The 17,369-nt window shown below is 61.9% G+C and carries 16 protein-coding genes and 1 pseudogene; 8 read left to right on the top strand and 9 right to left on the bottom strand.

Annotation, left to right across the window (positions count from 1 at the left end):
- Positions 1-150 precede the first annotated feature (150 nt).
- Both ACFOLG_RS16155 and ACFOLG_RS16160 read left to right on the top strand, forming a co-directional pair.
- A pseudogene (locus ACFOLG_RS16155) lies at positions 151-531 on the top strand (SOS response-associated peptidase family protein); the annotation flags it as partial.
- 87 nt (positions 532-618) lie between these two features.
- Complete coding sequence (locus ACFOLG_RS16160) at positions 619-819, top strand: hypothetical protein (RefSeq protein ID WP_386093730.1); 201 nt, start codon at positions 619-621, stop codon at positions 817-819.
- Positions 820-905: 86 nt separating this feature from the next.
- On the opposite strand, the gene ACFOLG_RS16165 is transcribed toward ACFOLG_RS16160, so the two are convergent.
- The 6 genes from ACFOLG_RS16165 to cysS form a co-directional block, all read right to left on the bottom strand.
- A complete protein-coding gene (locus ACFOLG_RS16165; RefSeq protein WP_386093733.1) occupies positions 906-1,196 on the bottom strand; it encodes a hypothetical protein in 291 nt (96 codons plus the stop codon).
- Positions 1,197-2,452: 1,256 nt separating this feature from the next.
- The gene (locus ACFOLG_RS16170) at positions 2,453-2,704 is read right to left on the bottom strand and encodes a helix-turn-helix domain-containing protein (RefSeq protein WP_386093735.1); all 252 of its coding nucleotides are present in this window, start codon (positions 2,702-2,704) and stop codon (positions 2,453-2,455) included.
- A gap of 371 nt (positions 2,705-3,075) precedes the next feature.
- Positions 3,076-4,392, bottom strand: a complete 1,317-nt coding sequence (locus tag ACFOLG_RS16175) for a tyrosine-type recombinase/integrase (protein ID WP_386093738.1) — start codon at positions 4,390-4,392, stop codon at positions 3,076-3,078.
- A gap of 359 nt (positions 4,393-4,751) precedes the next feature.
- Entirely contained in the window at positions 4,752-6,398 is a 1,647-nt protein-coding gene (locus ACFOLG_RS16180; RefSeq protein ID WP_386093741.1) for an ArnT family glycosyltransferase, read from the bottom strand.
- Between the two features lie 132 nt (positions 6,399-6,530).
- The gene (rpmE, locus tag ACFOLG_RS16185; RefSeq protein WP_386093744.1) at positions 6,531-6,746 is read right to left on the bottom strand and encodes a 50S ribosomal protein L31; all 216 of its coding nucleotides are present in this window, start codon (positions 6,744-6,746) and stop codon (positions 6,531-6,533) included.
- Between the two features lie 124 nt (positions 6,747-6,870).
- The gene (gene cysS, locus ACFOLG_RS16190) at positions 6,871-8,244 is read right to left on the bottom strand and encodes a cysteine--tRNA ligase (protein ID WP_386093747.1); all 1,374 of its coding nucleotides are present in this window, start codon (positions 8,242-8,244) and stop codon (positions 6,871-6,873) included.
- 137 nt (positions 8,245-8,381) lie between these two features.
- Here cysS and ACFOLG_RS16195 point away from each other — a divergent pair, with 137 nt between their 5' ends.
- From ACFOLG_RS16195 to ACFOLG_RS16220, 6 genes are all read left to right on the top strand, one after another.
- On the top strand, positions 8,382-10,169 hold the full coding sequence (locus ACFOLG_RS16195; RefSeq protein ID WP_386093750.1) for an ABC transporter ATP-binding protein/permease: 1,788 nt from the start codon (positions 8,382-8,384) through the stop codon (positions 10,167-10,169).
- A gap of 272 nt (positions 10,170-10,441) precedes the next feature.
- Positions 10,442-11,533 carry a PfkB family carbohydrate kinase gene (locus ACFOLG_RS16200; protein WP_386093753.1) on the top strand — a complete coding sequence of 364 codons (1,092 nt, stop codon included), beginning with the start codon at positions 10,442-10,444 and terminating at the stop codon, positions 11,531-11,533.
- A 15-nt stretch (positions 11,534-11,548) separates the two neighbouring features.
- The gene (locus ACFOLG_RS16205; protein ID WP_386093756.1) at positions 11,549-12,472 is read left to right on the top strand and encodes a pseudouridine-5'-phosphate glycosidase; all 924 of its coding nucleotides are present in this window, start codon (positions 11,549-11,551) and stop codon (positions 12,470-12,472) included.
- Positions 12,473-12,673: 201 nt separating this feature from the next.
- Positions 12,674-13,534, top strand: coding sequence for a flagellar motor stator protein MotA (motA, locus tag ACFOLG_RS16210; RefSeq protein WP_386093759.1), 861 nt, complete (start codon positions 12,674-12,676; stop codon positions 13,532-13,534).
- Between the two features lie 121 nt (positions 13,535-13,655).
- Entirely contained in the window at positions 13,656-14,300 is a 645-nt protein-coding gene (locus ACFOLG_RS16215; RefSeq protein WP_386093762.1) for an HD domain-containing protein, read from the top strand.
- A 95-nt stretch (positions 14,301-14,395) separates the two neighbouring features.
- Positions 14,396-15,310 carry a glutaminase gene (locus ACFOLG_RS16220; protein ID WP_386093765.1) on the top strand — a complete coding sequence of 305 codons (915 nt, stop codon included), beginning with the start codon at positions 14,396-14,398 and terminating at the stop codon, positions 15,308-15,310.
- A 190-nt stretch (positions 15,311-15,500) separates the two neighbouring features.
- Here the strand turns inward: ACFOLG_RS16220 and ACFOLG_RS16225 are convergent, their stop codons facing one another.
- From ACFOLG_RS16225 to fliQ, 3 genes are all read right to left on the bottom strand, one after another.
- Positions 15,501-16,226 (bottom strand): YebC/PmpR family DNA-binding transcriptional regulator, encoded by a 726-nt coding sequence (locus ACFOLG_RS16225; RefSeq protein ID WP_386093768.1) that lies wholly within the window; start codon positions 16,224-16,226, stop codon positions 15,501-15,503.
- Positions 16,227-16,307: 81 nt separating this feature from the next.
- Complete coding sequence (gene fliR, locus ACFOLG_RS16230; protein WP_386093771.1) at positions 16,308-17,084, bottom strand: flagellar biosynthetic protein FliR; 777 nt, start codon at positions 17,082-17,084, stop codon at positions 16,308-16,310.
- Positions 17,085-17,097: 13 nt separating this feature from the next.
- Positions 17,098-17,367 (bottom strand): flagellar biosynthesis protein FliQ, encoded by a 270-nt coding sequence (gene fliQ, locus ACFOLG_RS16235; RefSeq protein ID WP_349583141.1) that lies wholly within the window; start codon positions 17,365-17,367, stop codon positions 17,098-17,100.
- Positions 17,368-17,369: the final 2 nt, after the last annotated feature.

Raw genomic sequence — 17,369 nt, forward strand, 5'->3', positions numbered from 1 at the left:
CTGGCCCCAGCCATCATCGACACGGGAGACGGCCCCTTTGCCTTCATGGCGAGCTATGGGTTTGTCCCGAAGAGGCACATGCCACCGGGCAGACGGCTCACCACGATGAACGCTAGAGCGGAGACCATCGGCTAACTACCGACCTACAAGAGAGCATGGCACCAGTCACAGCTTTGCCTTATCCCGATGCAGGCGTTCTATGAGCCGTGCTACGAGACTGGTAAGGCCGTGCGGACACGCATTGCGTTAGCATCAGGCGACCCCTTCGCTGTCGCAGGGATGTGGCGAGGCTGGCAGGAGCAAGACGGCACCACCAGCTACAGCTTCACTCAGATCACCATCAATGCGGATCACCATGCCCTCATGGGGAGGATGCACAAACCAGGGGATGAGAAGAGGAGTGTTGTGATTATTCCTCCGAACCAGTACGAGGGATGGCTAAACTGTAAGAGTCCGGAGGAGGCAAGAGGCTGGCTGCAGAACTATCCAGCTGAAAAGATGATCGCCACCAGTAGCTTTGCACCGCCATAGAGAGCTTGAATGCAAGTACCTAACAAGCAACTTTCCGATATGCCAGTAGCGAAGTTACGCAACTTACGTAGCTAACCCGGAGTTAAAATGAACATTCCATTTATCATATTTGTCCTGGGTTTCATGGCAGTGGTTAGTATCAAAGCCCGCTACGACATCCGCCAATACAGAAAAGCCCGCCAGCAAGGGGAAGAGGAGCTTCAAGCAAAGGAGTCACTGGAACATGAACGCCAGAAAAACTCCAGAGAGGCGGAAGAATTGGAATCAATCTGGAAACAGCAGATTTGATTATTTCTCAGCCTCTCGGAAGACTACCCCATTGTTCTATTGTAGCTTGCAACACAATGTGGGGACCACTGTGTTAAAACATGTTCTCAACGGTTGAATGTTGCCACTTCCCACGCGGGAATCAACGCTAGCAACTCCTCGCGAAATCGTCCGTTAGGGTTTCCAGAAAGGCGCACCTTACCTTTGCGAGAGTATACCGTCACGATCTCTCCAGTAATCAACTTGAGCTGCCAGCCATAATCTACTTTTCTCGGTGGAGACACTTCCCCCATGCCTTTCTCCTCGGAGAATTTCTTAGCCAGATGCCACACCGCCCAAAATTTTTGGCAGTCGCAGCTTTCGCGATAATGTTTTTTTTCTTTAGGTTTACTATTCATATTTAGTTTTACTTATACAACGATTGGAGAATAGTCCCGCCTGTCTGGCGCAGACCGTTTGAAATAGAAGTTTGGAGTTTGCTACAGTACCGCACGACATGATCGGCAGCCGCCAGTAGCCCCTCCTCAGATGACAGATCATGCTCACCAGTGATTCGATAGGGTTCACGACATACCGAAGTGGGGGCACGGACGATACCCTTCTGAACAGCGTCCTTGAAGATCGCGTGCAGGAAGCGTTTGTTTGAACGCTTTGCGCACCAAAGCACTGCGATGTGGTAGTGAATGCCGGAGTCGCTGAAACTATCCGTGGCACTGGGTAGCTTCTGCTCTCGCCTCCACTTCACCAGCACGTCCCCACGAGAGCGATAGCGTTGCTGGCCGTCACGCATTCCGTCTTTGATAGGGTTGGCCTTGAAACTCTCTCGGATGTGGTCCACAAGTTGGGAGATGGCGAGTAGGGAATCGTCCCGAAGCCAAACGGTGGCCATGCTGCAGGTACTGCGCTGGTGCCGGGCTACGCCGTTTACCAGTAGGTTCTTGTAACCCCGAACTAGGGCTGGGGAGCAATTCGTCCCCTTGTATTGGTACTGCTCGTACCGAAGGAGGCTAGCCGCCTCTTCTGGTTTCAATCTCTGTAATTCCTCTTGAAGTAGTAATACATTCCGTCTCGTATCCTGCGGATACGGACACTCATATCGACCCCCCGACATCAAACGCACGCAAGAATGCCCCCGAGGCCCGTGTTTCAGGCGGTCTAGGGTCTAGACGGATCAGATTTTCTAGGGGGAGAACGTTGTGCTATGGGGGATACCCCACCAAACACAAGATATAGGGGTTTTACGCGGAGAACGTAATAGTGAACGTCGTTAAGCAAATCCAGCCCTGGCGGGCCCTAGGACACATTATTCCCCGGATATAATGCAGGGGATGCCCTTACAGGAAACACACAAATTCAGGCCAAAATGGTGAAATTCCACGCTTCCAGAACAATCCGCATCCAAGACATATTAACAATGCCACCAGAGGCCACATAGCAGCCATTGGCGCAATTATTTCAACTTGGACAATAGGGGGCATCGCTTTACACGCAAAATCGCGCAAAGGTCGATTACGTGGAAAGTAAAGCATACCGAATTGCGAGAGGCGCTAAGCCAATCCCTCCTCGCCCCTATTGATTCATCGGCAATATCTAAATATCTCCGGCAGTTCTTACTTGCCAAAGACAGCCACTCTGCACAACTCGGCAGAGAACCTCAGCTACAAGCTGGATTTGTCCCTGGCATACCTCCGCTCAGCAAAGCGACAATCTCTTTCACCAACCACATAAGACGGCCATAGATACGAACAGGACGTATCGGCCCCTTATCTGAGCACGCCCACTTGCGCAGTGTCTGCGGCTTTCGATTCAAAAGTGCGGCCGCCTCTTCTGTCGAAACAAAATCACGGTACGCAGCAATGGCATCAAGGTTCGGAGTAAGAGAGTCGGAGCGGTACTGTTTCTCCATGTAATTCCTTTTTAATTTATGTTAATGGCATTCTCCTGATTCAGAGAAATCCCCACCTAGTGCTGCTATGCACTTGGCCTTGTGATCTCTGGCTAAGGGAATGACTTGAAGAGTTTAAAGCTTGAACCGTCCCAGCCCGCCTTACAGTAACATCTCACTACATGAATACATGGAAGGCAGGGTAGGCACCGAAGCAGCAAGTCGCGGGTAATTCCAACCACTCATTAACAAGCGTTCTTGCAGTTCAGGAGACGGACTTTAACACAATCACACAAAAAAATCAACAAAAATTTGACACAAACGAAAAACTGTGAGTGAACTTTAGATTTAAGGTAAACGTCCGAATCCAATTTCCCTTACCATACAAAACCTTACCGCGACACCACCGACGGCTGCTCGATGCCGGCCTGCCCAAGCATCCACCCCTCAATGCGGACGTGCCACAGCCGCAGCAAATCAAGAGGCCGGCTCCGGTAGTGTTTCTCGGCAGTGGCGCTGGGCTTGTGCCCCATCACTTGGGCAACGATACCCACCGGACACTCAACCCACTCCGCCAGAGTGCCAAACGAGCGACGCAATCCGTGCAGACTAAGATGCGGCAGACCGGCAGCAGCAAGAGCGCGGTTGTGAGCCATTCGCGGCTCCTGGATTCGACCCGACTCGCTACGGACACTACTAAACACCCATTCGTTTCGGCGCGGCAGCGCGGCCAACAAGGCAGAAACATAGGGAGGCAATGGAATGGTTCGCTCGCCCTCGATTTTGTCCGAGATGCGCAGGCTACTCCACTTGAAGTCAACATCCTCCCAGCGCAAACCCGCCAACTCCTCGCGGCGCGCCCCCGTTAGCAACAAGGCCTGAAGGTACGCACCGACAACTGGCTCACCTAACTTACGCACTTCAGCAAACCAAGACGCGAGCTGTTCGCGCTGCAAACAGTCATCTTTTGCGTTCGGCCTCGCCAACTGCCCACGCACCTCATGGGAAGTGCACACGCCCGTATCAACCAGCCCACGGTAATCCGATTGGTTCAGCCACACGAGAAATGCGCGCAGCAGCCTGTAAGCATGAGCCGCTACAGTGGGGCGAGAGGCACTTTCCCGCTGAAGCCACTCCGCCACGACTACGGAAGTCAAGTCCACAAGGCGCTTCGCCAACAGAGGGAACAGCGGCCCCGCTATGGTTTCCCCTTTACCGCGTTTTTTGATGTCGCCGCCAGCAGCAGAAAGACGCTCGTGATCGAGAATGTAACGGGCCGACCGTGGCTTCCGCGTTTTCGGGGAGTTGGTAGTACGCAGGTACTCCATATAGTCGGCCCATGCATCGGAGACCAACGCAGCCTTGCGACGTCCCTCCTGCTGCTGACGCTCACTTTCGGCCTTGGCCTGCTTTTCTTTTTCGCGGGGATCTATACCTTGATCGACCATACCGCGCAGCTCGCGGGCCCGACGGCGGGCATTCGGCTCTGCACTATCTGCAGACGCATCCAGTCTCCAAGCCGGATACTCCCCTATGGTCACGCGCAGGGTATTCCCGTGCAGCTCGGCCTGAAAGACGAATGTCTTTCGAGTCGGAGTGCAACGGACCGCAAGACCTGGCACGTCGCTATCCCACAGAAATGTCTGCGCCTTCCCTTCCGGGCAGGAAAGTTTGTCGATGCGGCTGATTGTCAGCGGTCTACGCTTCATAGCAAATTTTCTTACAAGGCCAAAGGTTGTAAGAGCATTGTAAGATTTTTCTGACTACTCTGGTCAACACGGTGCAACAAAATTTTTAGAACAATACGCCTTAAACTATTGCTAACATTGAGTTAACGCATTTCCCCGCAACGAAAATCAACAGCCATGACTCTAGTGTCTTTCGCATTCGTAATGCGAAGGTCGGGGGTTCGACTCCTCTTACCGGCACCAAGGTATTCAATGGGTTAGATGGCGATGCCGTCTAACCCATTTTCATTTTGTGCCATCTTTGTGCCACCGCCATTCCAAAATGGCGGCAATATGCTACGCCGACAAGTCAAAGACCACCCAGCGGTGGCCTTTGCGGTTTATCCCTGTTTCTGCAGCAACAGGTATTGCTCGTGCTTGTCGCGGGCGCGGTTGCCCTGCCAGCGCGGCTGCCAACCGGCCGGCAGCGTGAGGCCGTGGCTCGGGTCGCGTACCAGTAACCACAGGCGGCACGGCAGCGGCTGGCCCGGGGCGAATGGGCGCAGTTGCAGGTTGGCGTAATAGCCCCAGCTGATGCGTGCCATGGTCTGCCCCTGCTCCACCGCTACGCACTGATCACCGGCAGGCAAGGCCCGCAGCATGCCTTGCACTACCGGCTGGTAGCTCTTGGCGGCATCCAGAAACGGCAGCCACAGGCTGAGCAGCAGCCCCCAGAACAGCGTCAGCCCGGCCGCCCAGTTGGTGACCGCCTGTCGCCCACGCAGGTGGCGGCGCGTCACCGCCCACAGCCACAGCGCGGTGGCGACCACCGCCAGCAATACCGCCACGGTGGATACCTGCGGCGTGTAGTACGGGCTGAAATAGGCCGCGCGCCGCGCCAGCCGCTCCGGCCAGCCAAAGTTCATCGCCGCCCAGCCCAGCCATACCAGCACGGCAAAGAAGCCGAACGCCATCAGGCCGAACCAGTTGAGGAACGAGGATGCCCCGCGGCGCAGGCTGTCCAGCTCCACTGCGGCCAACAGTGCCAGCGGCAGCAGCAGCACCATGGCGTCTTCGCTCAGGCTGCGACTGGAAAAGGTCAGCAGCAGCAGCATCACCGCGAAGCACAGCAAGGGCAGCTGCAGCAGCGGCTGCTCGTAGCGGCGGTTTTTCCACAGCGTCCAGGCGGCCAGCGGCCACGCCGGCCAGCCATACCACAGCACCAGCTTGGGGTAGTAGCCCAGCTCGTGGAACAGCCCCAGCTTGCCAAAGCCCTGCAGCGGCCCCAGCGCGTAGTTCTGCCACCACAGCGCAAAAACCGGCGGGTAATTCTTGTACAGCGCCCACGGCCATACCAGCAGCAGGGGCAGCGCAAACAGCAGCGCCATGGCCAAGGTGATGGCGTAGTTCTTGTTGCGCCAGGCGGCGAAGGCTGGCAACAGCAAGGCGACGCTGCTGATCAGCAACAGCTGCAGCAGGTTGGTGGACAAAAAGATCACCACGATGGCGGCGCCCAGCAAGGCGCCGGCGATCGCGGGCGAGCGCCAGGTGAGCACCAGCGCGTACAGCGCGGCAGCAAAGCCGGCAAAACCGGCCACCACCGGGTTCATTTCATGGCCGGTGACAATCAGCCCCAGGCTGCCGATCAGGATCAGCACCACGCTGCGGCCATGGCGGCGGCCAACCAGTTCGCGCCCCAGGCCGCCGGCAAACGCCAGCGCCACCGCCATGAACAGTGGCGTCGCCAGCCGGGCGGCATCGTGCAGCGGCAGCAGCCACGGCGACAGCAACTTGACCAGCACTGCGGCCAACCAGTAGTACAGCGGCGCGTATTCCAGGTAGGGCTGGCCGGCCACGGTGGGCAGCATCCAGTGCCCGCCGGCAACAAAGTGCTGCACCACGGCGGTGACAAACGGTTCGTCCGGCTTCCACGGCGTGTGGCCAAAGATGCCCGGCCACAGCCAGACAAAGGCCAGCAGCAGGAGCAGCCACGGCTTTTCGGTAGCCACCGGCAGGCGATTGGAATCGTAGGGGGTATAGGTCAGCATGCGGTGCAAACCGGGGAAATCGTTAACGGGAAAGAGACAGCAAGCCAGGCGCATGGTGCCGCGATGGCAAATCGCAGGCAACAAAAAAGGCAGCCGTAGCTGCCTTTTTCTCGAGCATCCTGCAAGCAGCGCTTAGCGCTTGAAGAAGCCGCCGAACTTCTGGTTGAAGCGATCAACGCGACCAGCGGTATCAACGATCTTCTGCTTACCGGTGTAGAACGGGTGGCACTGGGAGCAAACTTCGATATGGAAGCTGTCTTTGCCCATAGTGGACTTGGTCACGAACTGGTTACCGCAGGAGCAGGCAACCTGTACTTCTTTGTAATTCGGCTGGATGTCAGCTTGCATGATTTTTCCTTTACACACGGGTACAGGGGGTTTTGCCTGTACTTCTTTAGAACACGCGATTATCCGACCATTGGCCGGACTTGGCAAGGGGCAATTGCAGCCCCCCCCTGCTGCGCTGTCATGCTCAGGCACGGCGCCAGCTGGTGCCGGCGGCGCTGTCTTCCAGCACGATGCCGGCGGCGGTCAGCTCGTCGCGGATGCGGTCGGACTCGGCCCAGTTCTTGGCCGCACGCGCATCCTTGCGCGCCTGGATCAACGCTTCCACCTGCTCGGCACTCAGGCCATCACCACCGGCCTCGCCTTGCAGGAAGGCTTCCGGATCGCGTTGCAGCAAGCCCAGCACGCCGCCCAGATCCTTCAGCAGCCGCGCCAGTGCCAGGTCGCCACTCTTGTTCACTTCGCCGGCCAGCTCGAACAGCACCGCCACCGCTTCCGAGGTACCGAAGTCGTCGTCCATCGCCGCCTTGAAGCGCGCCGCATACGGGTTGCTCCAGTTGATACCGGCGAAGGCCGGCAGTTCCAGCCCGCGCAGCGCGGTATACAGCCGGGTCAGGCCCTGCTTGGCGTCGTTGAGGATGCCGTCGGTGAAGTTCACCGGGCTGCGGTAGTGGCTGCGCACGATGAAGAAGCGGATCACCTCACCATCGAAATGCCCCAGCACGTCGCGGATGGTAAAGAAGTTGCCCAGGCTCTTGGACATCTTCTCGCCGTCGACGTTGATGAAGCCGTTGTGCAGCCAGTAGTTGACGTACTGCTGCCCGTTGGCGCCTTCGCTCTGTGCAATCTCGTTCTCGTGGTGCGGGAACTGCAGGTCCTCGCCACCGCCGTGGATGTCGAAATGCTCGCCCAGGTGGTGGCAGCTCATCGCCGAGCACTCGATATGCCAGCCCGGACGGCCGGCGCCCCACGGGCTCTGCCACTGCGGCTCGCCCGGCTTGGCGGCCTTCCACAGCACGAAATCGTGCGCATCGCGCTTGTTCGGGTCCACCTCGATACGCTCGCCGGCGCGCAGGCTTTCCAGCGTCTTGCCGGACAGCTTGCCGTAGCCGGGGAACTCGCGCACCGCGTAGTACACGTCGCCGTTGGCCGCCGGGTAGGCTTTGCCGCGGGCGATCAGCTTGCTGATGATGTCCTGCATGCCACCGATGTGCTGGGTGGCGCGCGGCTCGAAGGTTGGCCGCAGCAGGCCCAGCGCACCGGTATCGGCCTGCATGTCGGCGACGGTTTCTTCCACCAGCGCTTCCGGGCTGATGCCGCGCTCGGCGGAACGCTTGATGATCTTGTCGTCGATGTCGGTGATATTGCGCACGTAGGTCACGTCGTAACCGGACGCCGCGAACCAGCGATAGATGATGTCGAACGCGGTCAGCATCCGCGCATGACCGATGTGACACAGGTCGTAAACGGTCATGCCACACACGTACATCTTTACCTTGCCGGGTGCTATAGGTTTGAATACTTCTTTTTGGCGGGTCAGCGTGTTGTAGAGATTGAGCATGGCAGGGTTATTGGCCTGTTCGAGGTCGACAAAGCGCCATTGTAGCAAACCCGTCAAGCCCGCCACAGCCGGCAATGGAACAGTTTGTGCCGGCGGCGCTCAATAGGCTTTCCGTCCGCGGACAATAAGGAGAAATGATGGATTGGAATCACGAACTGCTTGCCAGCGCCATCTGGCTGGGCAAGGCGCTGGCGATCACACTGCCGGTGTCCGGCCTGGCGCTGTGGCTGCTGGTGCGCTTCACCAACTGGGGACGGCAGTTCTGGCGCCTGGCCGGCGAGTTCTTCCTGCCGGCGCAAAACGGCTGGCGGCCGCTGCTGGCGCTGCTGCTGATCCTGCTGGTCACCCTGGCCGGGGTGCGCATCAACGTGCTGTTCTCCTACTGGTACAACGGCATGTACACCGCGTTGCAGAAGTGGGACCAGAAGGCGTTCTGGCTGTCGATGCTGGTGTTCGCCGTCCTGGCCGCGGTACACGTTGGCCGCGTGCTGTTCAACTACTACATCCAGCAGTCGTTCCTGATCCGCTGGCGCCAGGCGTTGAACGAGAGCCTGCTCAAGCGCTGGCTGAACCAGCAGGCCTACTACCGCAGCGCCCACCTCGCCCAGCCCGGCGATAACCCGGACCAGCGTATCCAGCAGGATGTGGCCAGCTTCGTGTCCAGTTCGCTGTCGCTGTCGATGGGGGTGATCGACGCGCTGGTATCCACCTTCGAGTTCACCGTGATCCTGTGGGGCCTGTCCGGGGTGCTGACGCTGTTCGGCATCGACATCCCGCGCGCCATGGTGTTCGTTGCCTACATCTACGTGATCGTGGCCACCGTGCTGGCGTTCCGCATCGGCCGGCCCTTGATCCGCCTGAACTTCCTCAACGAGAAACTGAACGCCGACTACCGTTACGCGCTGATCCGCATGCGCGAGTACGGCGAGAGCGTGGCGTTCTACCGCGGCGAGGAAGTGGAAGGCCGCACCCTGCGCCAGCGCTTCGACAATGTGATCCAGAACGTGTGGCAGATCGTGTTCCGTAGCCTGAAATTCAACGGCTTCAACCTGGTGGTCAGCCAGGCCGCGGTGATCTTTCCATTCGTGATCCAGGCCAAGCGCTTCTTTGCCAAGCAGATTTCGCTGGGCGACATGGTGCAGACGGCAAATGCCTTCAACCAGCTGCAGGACAACCTGTCCTTCTTCCGCAGCGCCTACGACAGCTTTGCCGAGTACAAGGCGGTGCTGGATCGTCTCACCGGCTTCCTGGACTCGGTGGAGGATGCCGCGCGCCTGCCGCAGCCCACCCACACCCTGCGCGACGGCGGGCTGATCCTGCACGAGCTGAACGTGCGCCGCCCGGACCAGCAGCCGCTGCTGAGCAAGCTGGAGCTGTCGCTGGAGCCGGGCCACGCGCTGCTGATCCGCGGCCCGTCCGGCAGCGGCAAGACCACACTGCTGCGCGCCATCGCCGGGCTGTGGCCGCACTGCGACGGCAAGATGCAGCACCCGGCGCCGGAGCAGCTGCTGTTCCTGTCGCAGCGCCCCTACCTGCCGCTGGGCACGCTGCGCGACGCGCTGTACTACCCGAAACCGGCCGGACATGACGACGCCGCCGCCGTTGCCGTGCTGAAGGCGGTGCACCTGGGCCATCTGAGCGGCAAGCTGGACGTGGACGCCGACTGGAGCCACACGCTGTCACTGGGCGAGCAGCAACGGCTGGCCTTCGGTCGCCTGCTGTTGGCCGCACCACACGTCGCCTTCCTCGACGAGGCCACCTCGGCCATGGACGAAGGGCTGGAGGACACGCTGTACCGCCTGCTGCGCCAGCGCCTGCCGCACACCACCCTGGTCAGCGTCGGTCACCGCAGCTCGCTGCTGGGGCACCACGACCTGCAACTGCTGCTGCACGGCGGCGGCAGCTGGCAGCTGCAGGCCAGCTAGGCCCGCAGGCGCGGGACACCACGGCCGGATGCCATGCTTCCGGCCGTCTTTCATGCGGCGGGCACGGCCCTTCCCCACCACGACTCGCCCGCCGCCAGCCAGACAGCAGGGGCTGGCGCAGCCCAGCAGCCATCTTCCAGATGCACCCCACGCTAGTGCCTACTACGACTACTGCGGCCAACCTTTGCGTCCAGCTGCCCGAGCATGCTTGACATGCCTCACCTGTCGCGGCCAAAATTCAAACTTAAGTTTGCATAACAAACATTTGTTAAATGACCGAACGCGAACAACAAATTCTCGCCATCCTGCGCGACGAGCCGCTGATTCCGCAGCAGGAATTGGCCGACCGCCTGGGCATCAGCCGCTCGGCGGTGGCCGGCCACATCATGAACCTGATGCAGAAGGGCCGCATCCTCGGCAAGGGCTACATCCTGGCGCAGCAGCAGTACGTGCTGCTGATCGGCGGCGCCAATATGGACATCTGCGGCAGCACCGCGCAGGTGCTGCAGCGCGGCGACTCCACCCCCGGGCACATCCGCTGCTCGCCCGGTGGCGTGGCGCGCAATATCGCCGAGAACCTGGCACGGCTGGGCAACGACGCCCGCCTGCTCACCGTGGTGGGCGACGACCTGTACGGCCGTACGCTGCTGGAAGCCACTCACAAGGCCGGGGTGGACGTGCGCGATGCCTGGCTGCTGCCGGACGAGGCCACCTCCACCTATCTGTCGCTGCACGGCCCGGATGGCGACATGGCGGTGGCGGTCAACGACATGGACATCCTGCAGCGGCTGGGGCCGGAGCGACTAGCCGACAAGCTGGAGCGGCTGCGCCATGCCGCCGCGCTGGTGATCGACTGCAACCTGCCGGAAGACTCGCTGCAGTGGATCTTCGCCCACCGCGGCACCCAGCCGGTGTTCGCCGACACTGTCTCTGCCCACAAATGCCAGCGGCTGCGACCGTGGCTGGCGCACATCCACACCCTGAAGCCCAACCGGCTGGAAGCCGAGGCGCTGTCCGGCCTGCCGCTGGCCAATAGCGATGATGCCTGGCGCGTGGCCGACTGGTTCCACGCCCAGGGCGTGCAGCAGCTGGTGCTGAGCCAGGGCGAAGGCGGCGTCTGCTGGAGCCGCAGCGATGGCACACGCGGCCAACTGGCGGCGGCGCAAGTAGCAGTGGTGAACGCCACCGGCGCTGGCGATGCGCTGATGGCCGGCATCGTGCATGGCCAGCTGCAGGGCTGGACGTTGGCCGACAGCCTGCCGTTCGCCCAGGCCTGCGCCGCGCTGACGCTGGGCTCCAGCGCCACCAACCACCCCAGCCTGTCTACCACCGCGGTGGAAACCTGGCTGGCCCAACACGCCTGATACGGAAGCCAAACCATGAACACCACGCCTTACCTCGACATTCACCCGGACGTGGCCGCAGCGCTGGCCTCCGGCAAACCGGTCGTCGCGCTGGAGTCCACCATCATCTCGCACGGCATGCCCTACCCGCAGAACGTGGAAACCGCGCTGCGGGTGGAGGCCGAGGTACGCGCCCACGGTGCGGTGCCGGCCACCATCGCCATCATCGACGGCCGCCTGAAAGCCGGCCTGAGCCATGAAGAGATCGAACACCTGGGCAAGGCCGGCCGCGAGGTGGTGAAGGTCAGCCGCCGCGACCTGCCCTTCATCGTGGCGGCCAAGCGCACCGGTGCCACCACCGTGGCCTCCACCATGATCATCGCCGCCATGGCCGGCATCCGCGTGTTCGCCACCGGCGGCATCGGCGGCGTGCACCGTGGCGCGGAAACGAGCTTCGACGTCTCCGCCGACCTGCAGGAGCTGGCACAGACGCCGGTGGCGGTGGTGTGCGCCGGCGCCAAGTCCATCCTCGACCTGGGGCTGACGCTGGAATACCTGGAAACCCACGGCGTGCCGGTGATCGGCTACCGCACCGCGCGTCTGCCGGCGTTCTTTACCCGCGACAGCGACTTCGGCGTCGATTACCAGCTGGACGAGGCCGCCGACATCGCCGCGGCGATGCAGGCCAAGTGGCAGCTGGGCCTCAAAGGCGGCATGGTGATCGCCAACCCGATTCCCGAGCAGTACGCGATGCCGCGCGACAAGATCGACGCCGCCATCGAACAGGCACTCGCGGAGGCCGCGGCGCAGCAGATCGGCGGCAAGGAATCCACCCCCTTCCTGCTGGCCCGCGTCTGCGAGCTGACCGGCGGCGACAGCCTGGCGGCCAACATCCAGCTGGTGCTGAACAACGCCAGGTTGGCCGCAGCTATCGCCGGCGCCTACTGCCAGCAGCGCTAAGCGCCGCTCCTTCCGCGCCCCGCGGGCGCTGCCGTGGTTGGCAGTGCCCGCGCAATCGCGGTAGCATCCCGTGTTTGCATTCACTTGCCACATCATGCCGCCCAAGCATGCAAAATGGATTGACCACGCCGCTGGCAATCAACAATGGGCTGGCTTTATAGTGAAACCACTTGCCTTGCACACTCGGGAGAAAGCAGGCTCATGAACGTAGGTATCGGTTACGCCATCGCGCTGGTCTGTATCTTTGGCGCCTACATCATTCACGGCGGCAATATGGAGGTCATCATCCATGCCTTGCCGACGGAATTGCTGGCCATTTTCGGCGGCTCGCTGGGCGCCTTCGTCGTCACCAACCAGGGCAAGACCCTCAAGGCGGTAAAAAGCGCGCTGCCCACCCTGTTCAAGGGCTCGCGCTACACCAAGGCCCGTTACATGGACCTGCTGGGCATGCTGTTCGAGATCCTGGTCAAGATCCGCAAGGAAGGCCTGATGTCGGTGGAAAAAGACGTGGACGACCCGCACAGCAGCCCGGTGTTCTCCAAGTACGAAGCCATTTCCAGCGACCATCACATCATGGATTTCATCACCGACTACCTGCGCATCATGGTGTCCGGCAACCTGAACGCGATGGAAATCGAGAACCTGATGGACATCGAGATCGAAACCCACCACCACGAAGGCCACGCGCCGGCCGCCGCCATCACCCGCCTGGGCGATGCGCTGCCGGCCTTCGGTATCGTGGCGGCGGTGCTGGGGGTGGTGAACACCATGGGCTCGGTCGGCCAGCCGCCGGCGGTGCTGGGCGGCATGATCGGCTCGGCGCTGGTGGGTACCTTCCTGGGTATTCTGCTGGCCTACGCCTTCGTCGGCCCGCTGGGCACGCTGCTGGAGCAGAAACTGGACGAAAGCTCCAAGGAGTTCCAGTGCATCAAGACCGTGCTGCTGGCCAGCATGCAGGGCTATGCGCCGCAGACGGCAGTGGAATTCGGCCGCAAGGTGCTGTACTCCACCGAGCGCCCGAGCTTTGCCGAGCTGGAAGAAAGCATCAAGGGCAAGAAGTAAGCCGCCACAATATTGCCCCCGCAAGACGCCCTTCACGGGCGTCTTTGCTTTTGGGCCTGGCCGCATTGACAGTCCGCGCAGCGCCTCATTTAATGAGTTCCCCTTCCCGCCCGGACAGCCCATGACCTCCTTGCTTGCCAGCTGGCAACCGCGCCTGGCCGAACTGGCCCGCCACCACGCCGGCGACGACGGCGCCCACGACCTCAACCACCTGCAGCGCGTGTGGCGTACCGCGCAGCAGCTGCTGGCCAGCCACCCCGACGCCGATGCGCTGGTGGTGATGGCCGCCTGCTACCTGCACGACCTGGTCAACCTGCCGAAGAATCACCCCGAACGCCAGCTGGCCTCGCGCCAGGCGGCGGCACTGGCCAGCCGCGAGCTGGCCACGCAGGGCTTCCCCGCCGACAAGTTGGCCGCAGTGGCACATGCCATCGAAGCGCACAGCTTCTCCGCCAACATCGCCCCGCAGACGCTGGAGGCGCAGCTGGTGCAGGATGCCGACCGCCTGGACGCGCTGGGCGCGGTAGGGCTGGCGCGGCTGTTCTATACCGCCGGGCGCATGAACAGCCAGCTGGCCCACCCGCACGACGCGCTGGGCGCCAGCCGTGCGCTGGACGACTGCCAGTTCGCGCTGGATCACATCGCCGTCAAGCTGGCTACCCTGCCGACCAGCATGCAGACCGCCGCCGGCAAGGCGCTGGGCGAAGCGCGCCTGGCCTGGCTGTACCGCTTCCGCGACGACTTTGTCGCCGAATGGGGCGACTAAGCCGCTTGCGGCCAACCTTGCCGCCACGGTGCACAAGCCACCCAGAGGGCAGCCGCGGCGGTGTTCACCCACATAACAACACCTGACAGAGCAATATGGACATTCAGACCCTGATCGACAGCATCGCGCATGATGTCGACCCCTTCCTGGCGCAGGGCCGACCGGCGGACTATATCCCGGCGCTGGCGATGGAAAGCCCGCAGCAGTTCGCCATGGCGGTGGCCACGCTGGATGGTGGCCTGTACGCCACCGGCCTCGCCGACAAGCGCTTTTCCATCCAGAGCATCTCCAAGGCCTTCATGCTGGCGCACACGCTGCAAAGCCACGGCGAGGCGCTGTGGCAGCGCGTGGGCAAGGAGCCGTCCGGCAACCCGTTCAACTCGCTGGTACAGCTGGAGTACGAAAACGGCATCCCGCGCAACCCGTTCATCAATGCCGGCGCGCTGGTGGTCACCGACATCGCCCTCGGCGAGTTCGGCGACAGCAGCAGCGCACTGCGCGCTTTCCTGCGCGAGGAGACCGGCGAGGCGGCCATCGACTTCGACTACGTGATCGCCGCCTCGGAGGCCGAACACGGCCACCGCAACGCCGCACTCGGCCACTTCATGAAAAGCTGCGGCAACATCCACGGCGGCGTGGAGCCGCTGCTGGCGCACTACTTCCGCGCCTGCAGCATCCGCATGAACGTACGCGAGCTGGCGCGCGCCGGCCTGTTCCTGGCCAATCACGGTGCTTCGCCGGTGAGCGGCCGGCAACGGCTGAGCCGCAGCCAGGCCAAGCAGATCAACGCCATCATGCTCACCTGTGGTACCTACGACGCCGCCGGCGAGTTCGCCTACCGCGTCGGCCTGCCGTGCAAGAGCGGTGTCGGTGGCGGCATCCTCGCCATCCTGCCGGGCAAGATGAGCATCGCGGTATGGAGCCCGGGGCTGGATGCGCGTGGCAACTCGCTGGCCGGGCTGGAGGCGCTGGACCGCTTCACCACCCGCAGCGGCGAGTCGGTGTTCTAGCCGCCGCGGGCATACCTCTTGGCCCTGCGTTGCACCGCCTTGCCGTAGCCGGGTAGCGCCGGCGTCGGCCGGCGTGGTTTTGTCCGCAGCGCCGGGCCGCCAAGGTTGGCCGCATGCGGCCAACCTTGGCGTCAAACAAAAAAGCCCGCATCAGGCGATGCGGGCTTTTGCTTGCGTAACAGGCGGATAATCAGTCTTCCAGCACCGCGGAGGTGTACACCTCCTGCACGTCGTCCAGGTCCTCCAGCGCGTCCAGCAGCTTCTGCATGCGTACGGCGTCGTCACCGGTCAGTTCGGTTTCGTTCTGCGGGCGCATGGTGACTTCGCCGCCTTCGGCCTTGAAGCCGGCGCTTTCCAGCGCCGCCTTGATCAGCGGGAAGTCGTACGGCGGGGTCAGCACTTCCAGCGAGCCGTCGTCGTTGCTCACTACGTCGTCGGCACCGGCCTCCAGCGCCGCTTCCATCAGCGCGTCCTCGTCCACACCCGGCGCGAACAGCAGCGAGCCGCAGTGGGTGAACTGGAACGCCACGCAGCCGTCGGTGCCCATATTGCCGCCGTACTTGGAGAAAGCATGACGCACGTCGGCGACGGTGCGGGTCTTGTTGTCGGTCAGGCAGTCCACCATCACGGCGGCGCCGCCGATACCGTAGCCTTCGTAACGGCATTCCAGGTAATCCACGCCTTCCAGCGTGCCGGCGCCACGGTCGATGGCGCGCTGGACGTTGTCCTTGGGCATGTTGGCATCCCAGGCCTTGTCCACCGCCAGACGCAGGCGCGGGTTGGTGTCGATATCGGCGCCGCCCATCTTGGCGGCAACGGTGATTTCCTTGATCAGGCGGGTAAAGATCTTGCCGCGCTTGGCGTCGGCGCGTTCCTTCTTGTGCTTAATGTTCGCCCATTTGCTGTGGCCAGCCATAAAAGCCTCGGTATATCAGTGGTTTACGGCCTGCATGGTGACAGACCGGGAAAATAACAAACGCGACATTCTAGCAAAAAGCTAGGCCTCCTTCAGCAGCGCCGCAATAAACTCGAATGCCTCGCGGTAAGTCTGGCTCACCGCCGGCTCCAGCAGCGGCAGCGCCAGGTACAGCGCGATGAAACCTATCATCAGCGTGAGCGGAAAGCCGAAGGAGAAAATATTGAACTGCGGCGCGGCGCGCGTCATCACGCCGATGGCCAGGTTGACCACCAGCAGGCAGCCCACCACCGGCAGCGACATCCACAACCCCCAGCTGAACAGCTTGCCGCCCCAGATCGCCACCTCGCGCAGGCTGCTGGCCGGCAGGCTGCGGCCGATCGGGAAGGTCTGGAAGCTGTCCGCCAGCGCGGCAATCAGCACGTGGTGGCCGTCGAAACTCAGGAAGATCAGGGTGGCAAACACGGTCAGCACCCGCGATACCGCCGGCACCTGCGACGAGTGCTGCGGATCGAAGAACATGGCAAAGCCCAGGCCCATCTGGGTGCCCATCAGGAAGCCGGCCATTTCCACCCCGGTGATCACGATGCGCATCGCCATGCCCATGATGATGCCAATCAGCAGCTGCTGCACCACCAGCAGCGTACCCTGTGCCGACAGCACCGGGATCGCCGGCAACGGCGGCAGCAGCGGCGCCAGCAGCAGGGTCAGCATCAGGGCGAAGCCGGCCTTGTAGCGGCGCGGGATGCTGCGCGACGAGAGCAGCGGCTCGGACAGCATCAGCCCGACAATGCGGGCGAACGGCCACAGGAAATACGCCAGGAAAGCGCTGATCTGGGTATCGCTGAACGTCAGCATGCGTCAGTCACGTTCAGCCGATGACGCTGGGGATGCTCTGGAACAGCCGTGTCATGTAGTCCAGCAGCGTGGTCAGCATCCACGGCCCGGCCAGCACCAGCACCAGGAACATCGCCAGCAGCTTGGGGATGAAGGTCAGCGTCATTTCGTTGATCTGAGTGGCCGCCTGCAGGATGCTCACCAGCAGGCCCACCAGCAGCGACACCGCCAGCGGCGGCGCCGATACCAGGATCAGCACGTACAGCGCGTTCTGCACCAGGTTGATGACGGTTTCTGGAGTCATAG

The organism is Vogesella facilis, assembly GCF_042648525.1.
Classification (GTDB): domain Bacteria; phylum Pseudomonadota; class Gammaproteobacteria; order Burkholderiales; family Chromobacteriaceae; genus Vogesella; species Vogesella facilis.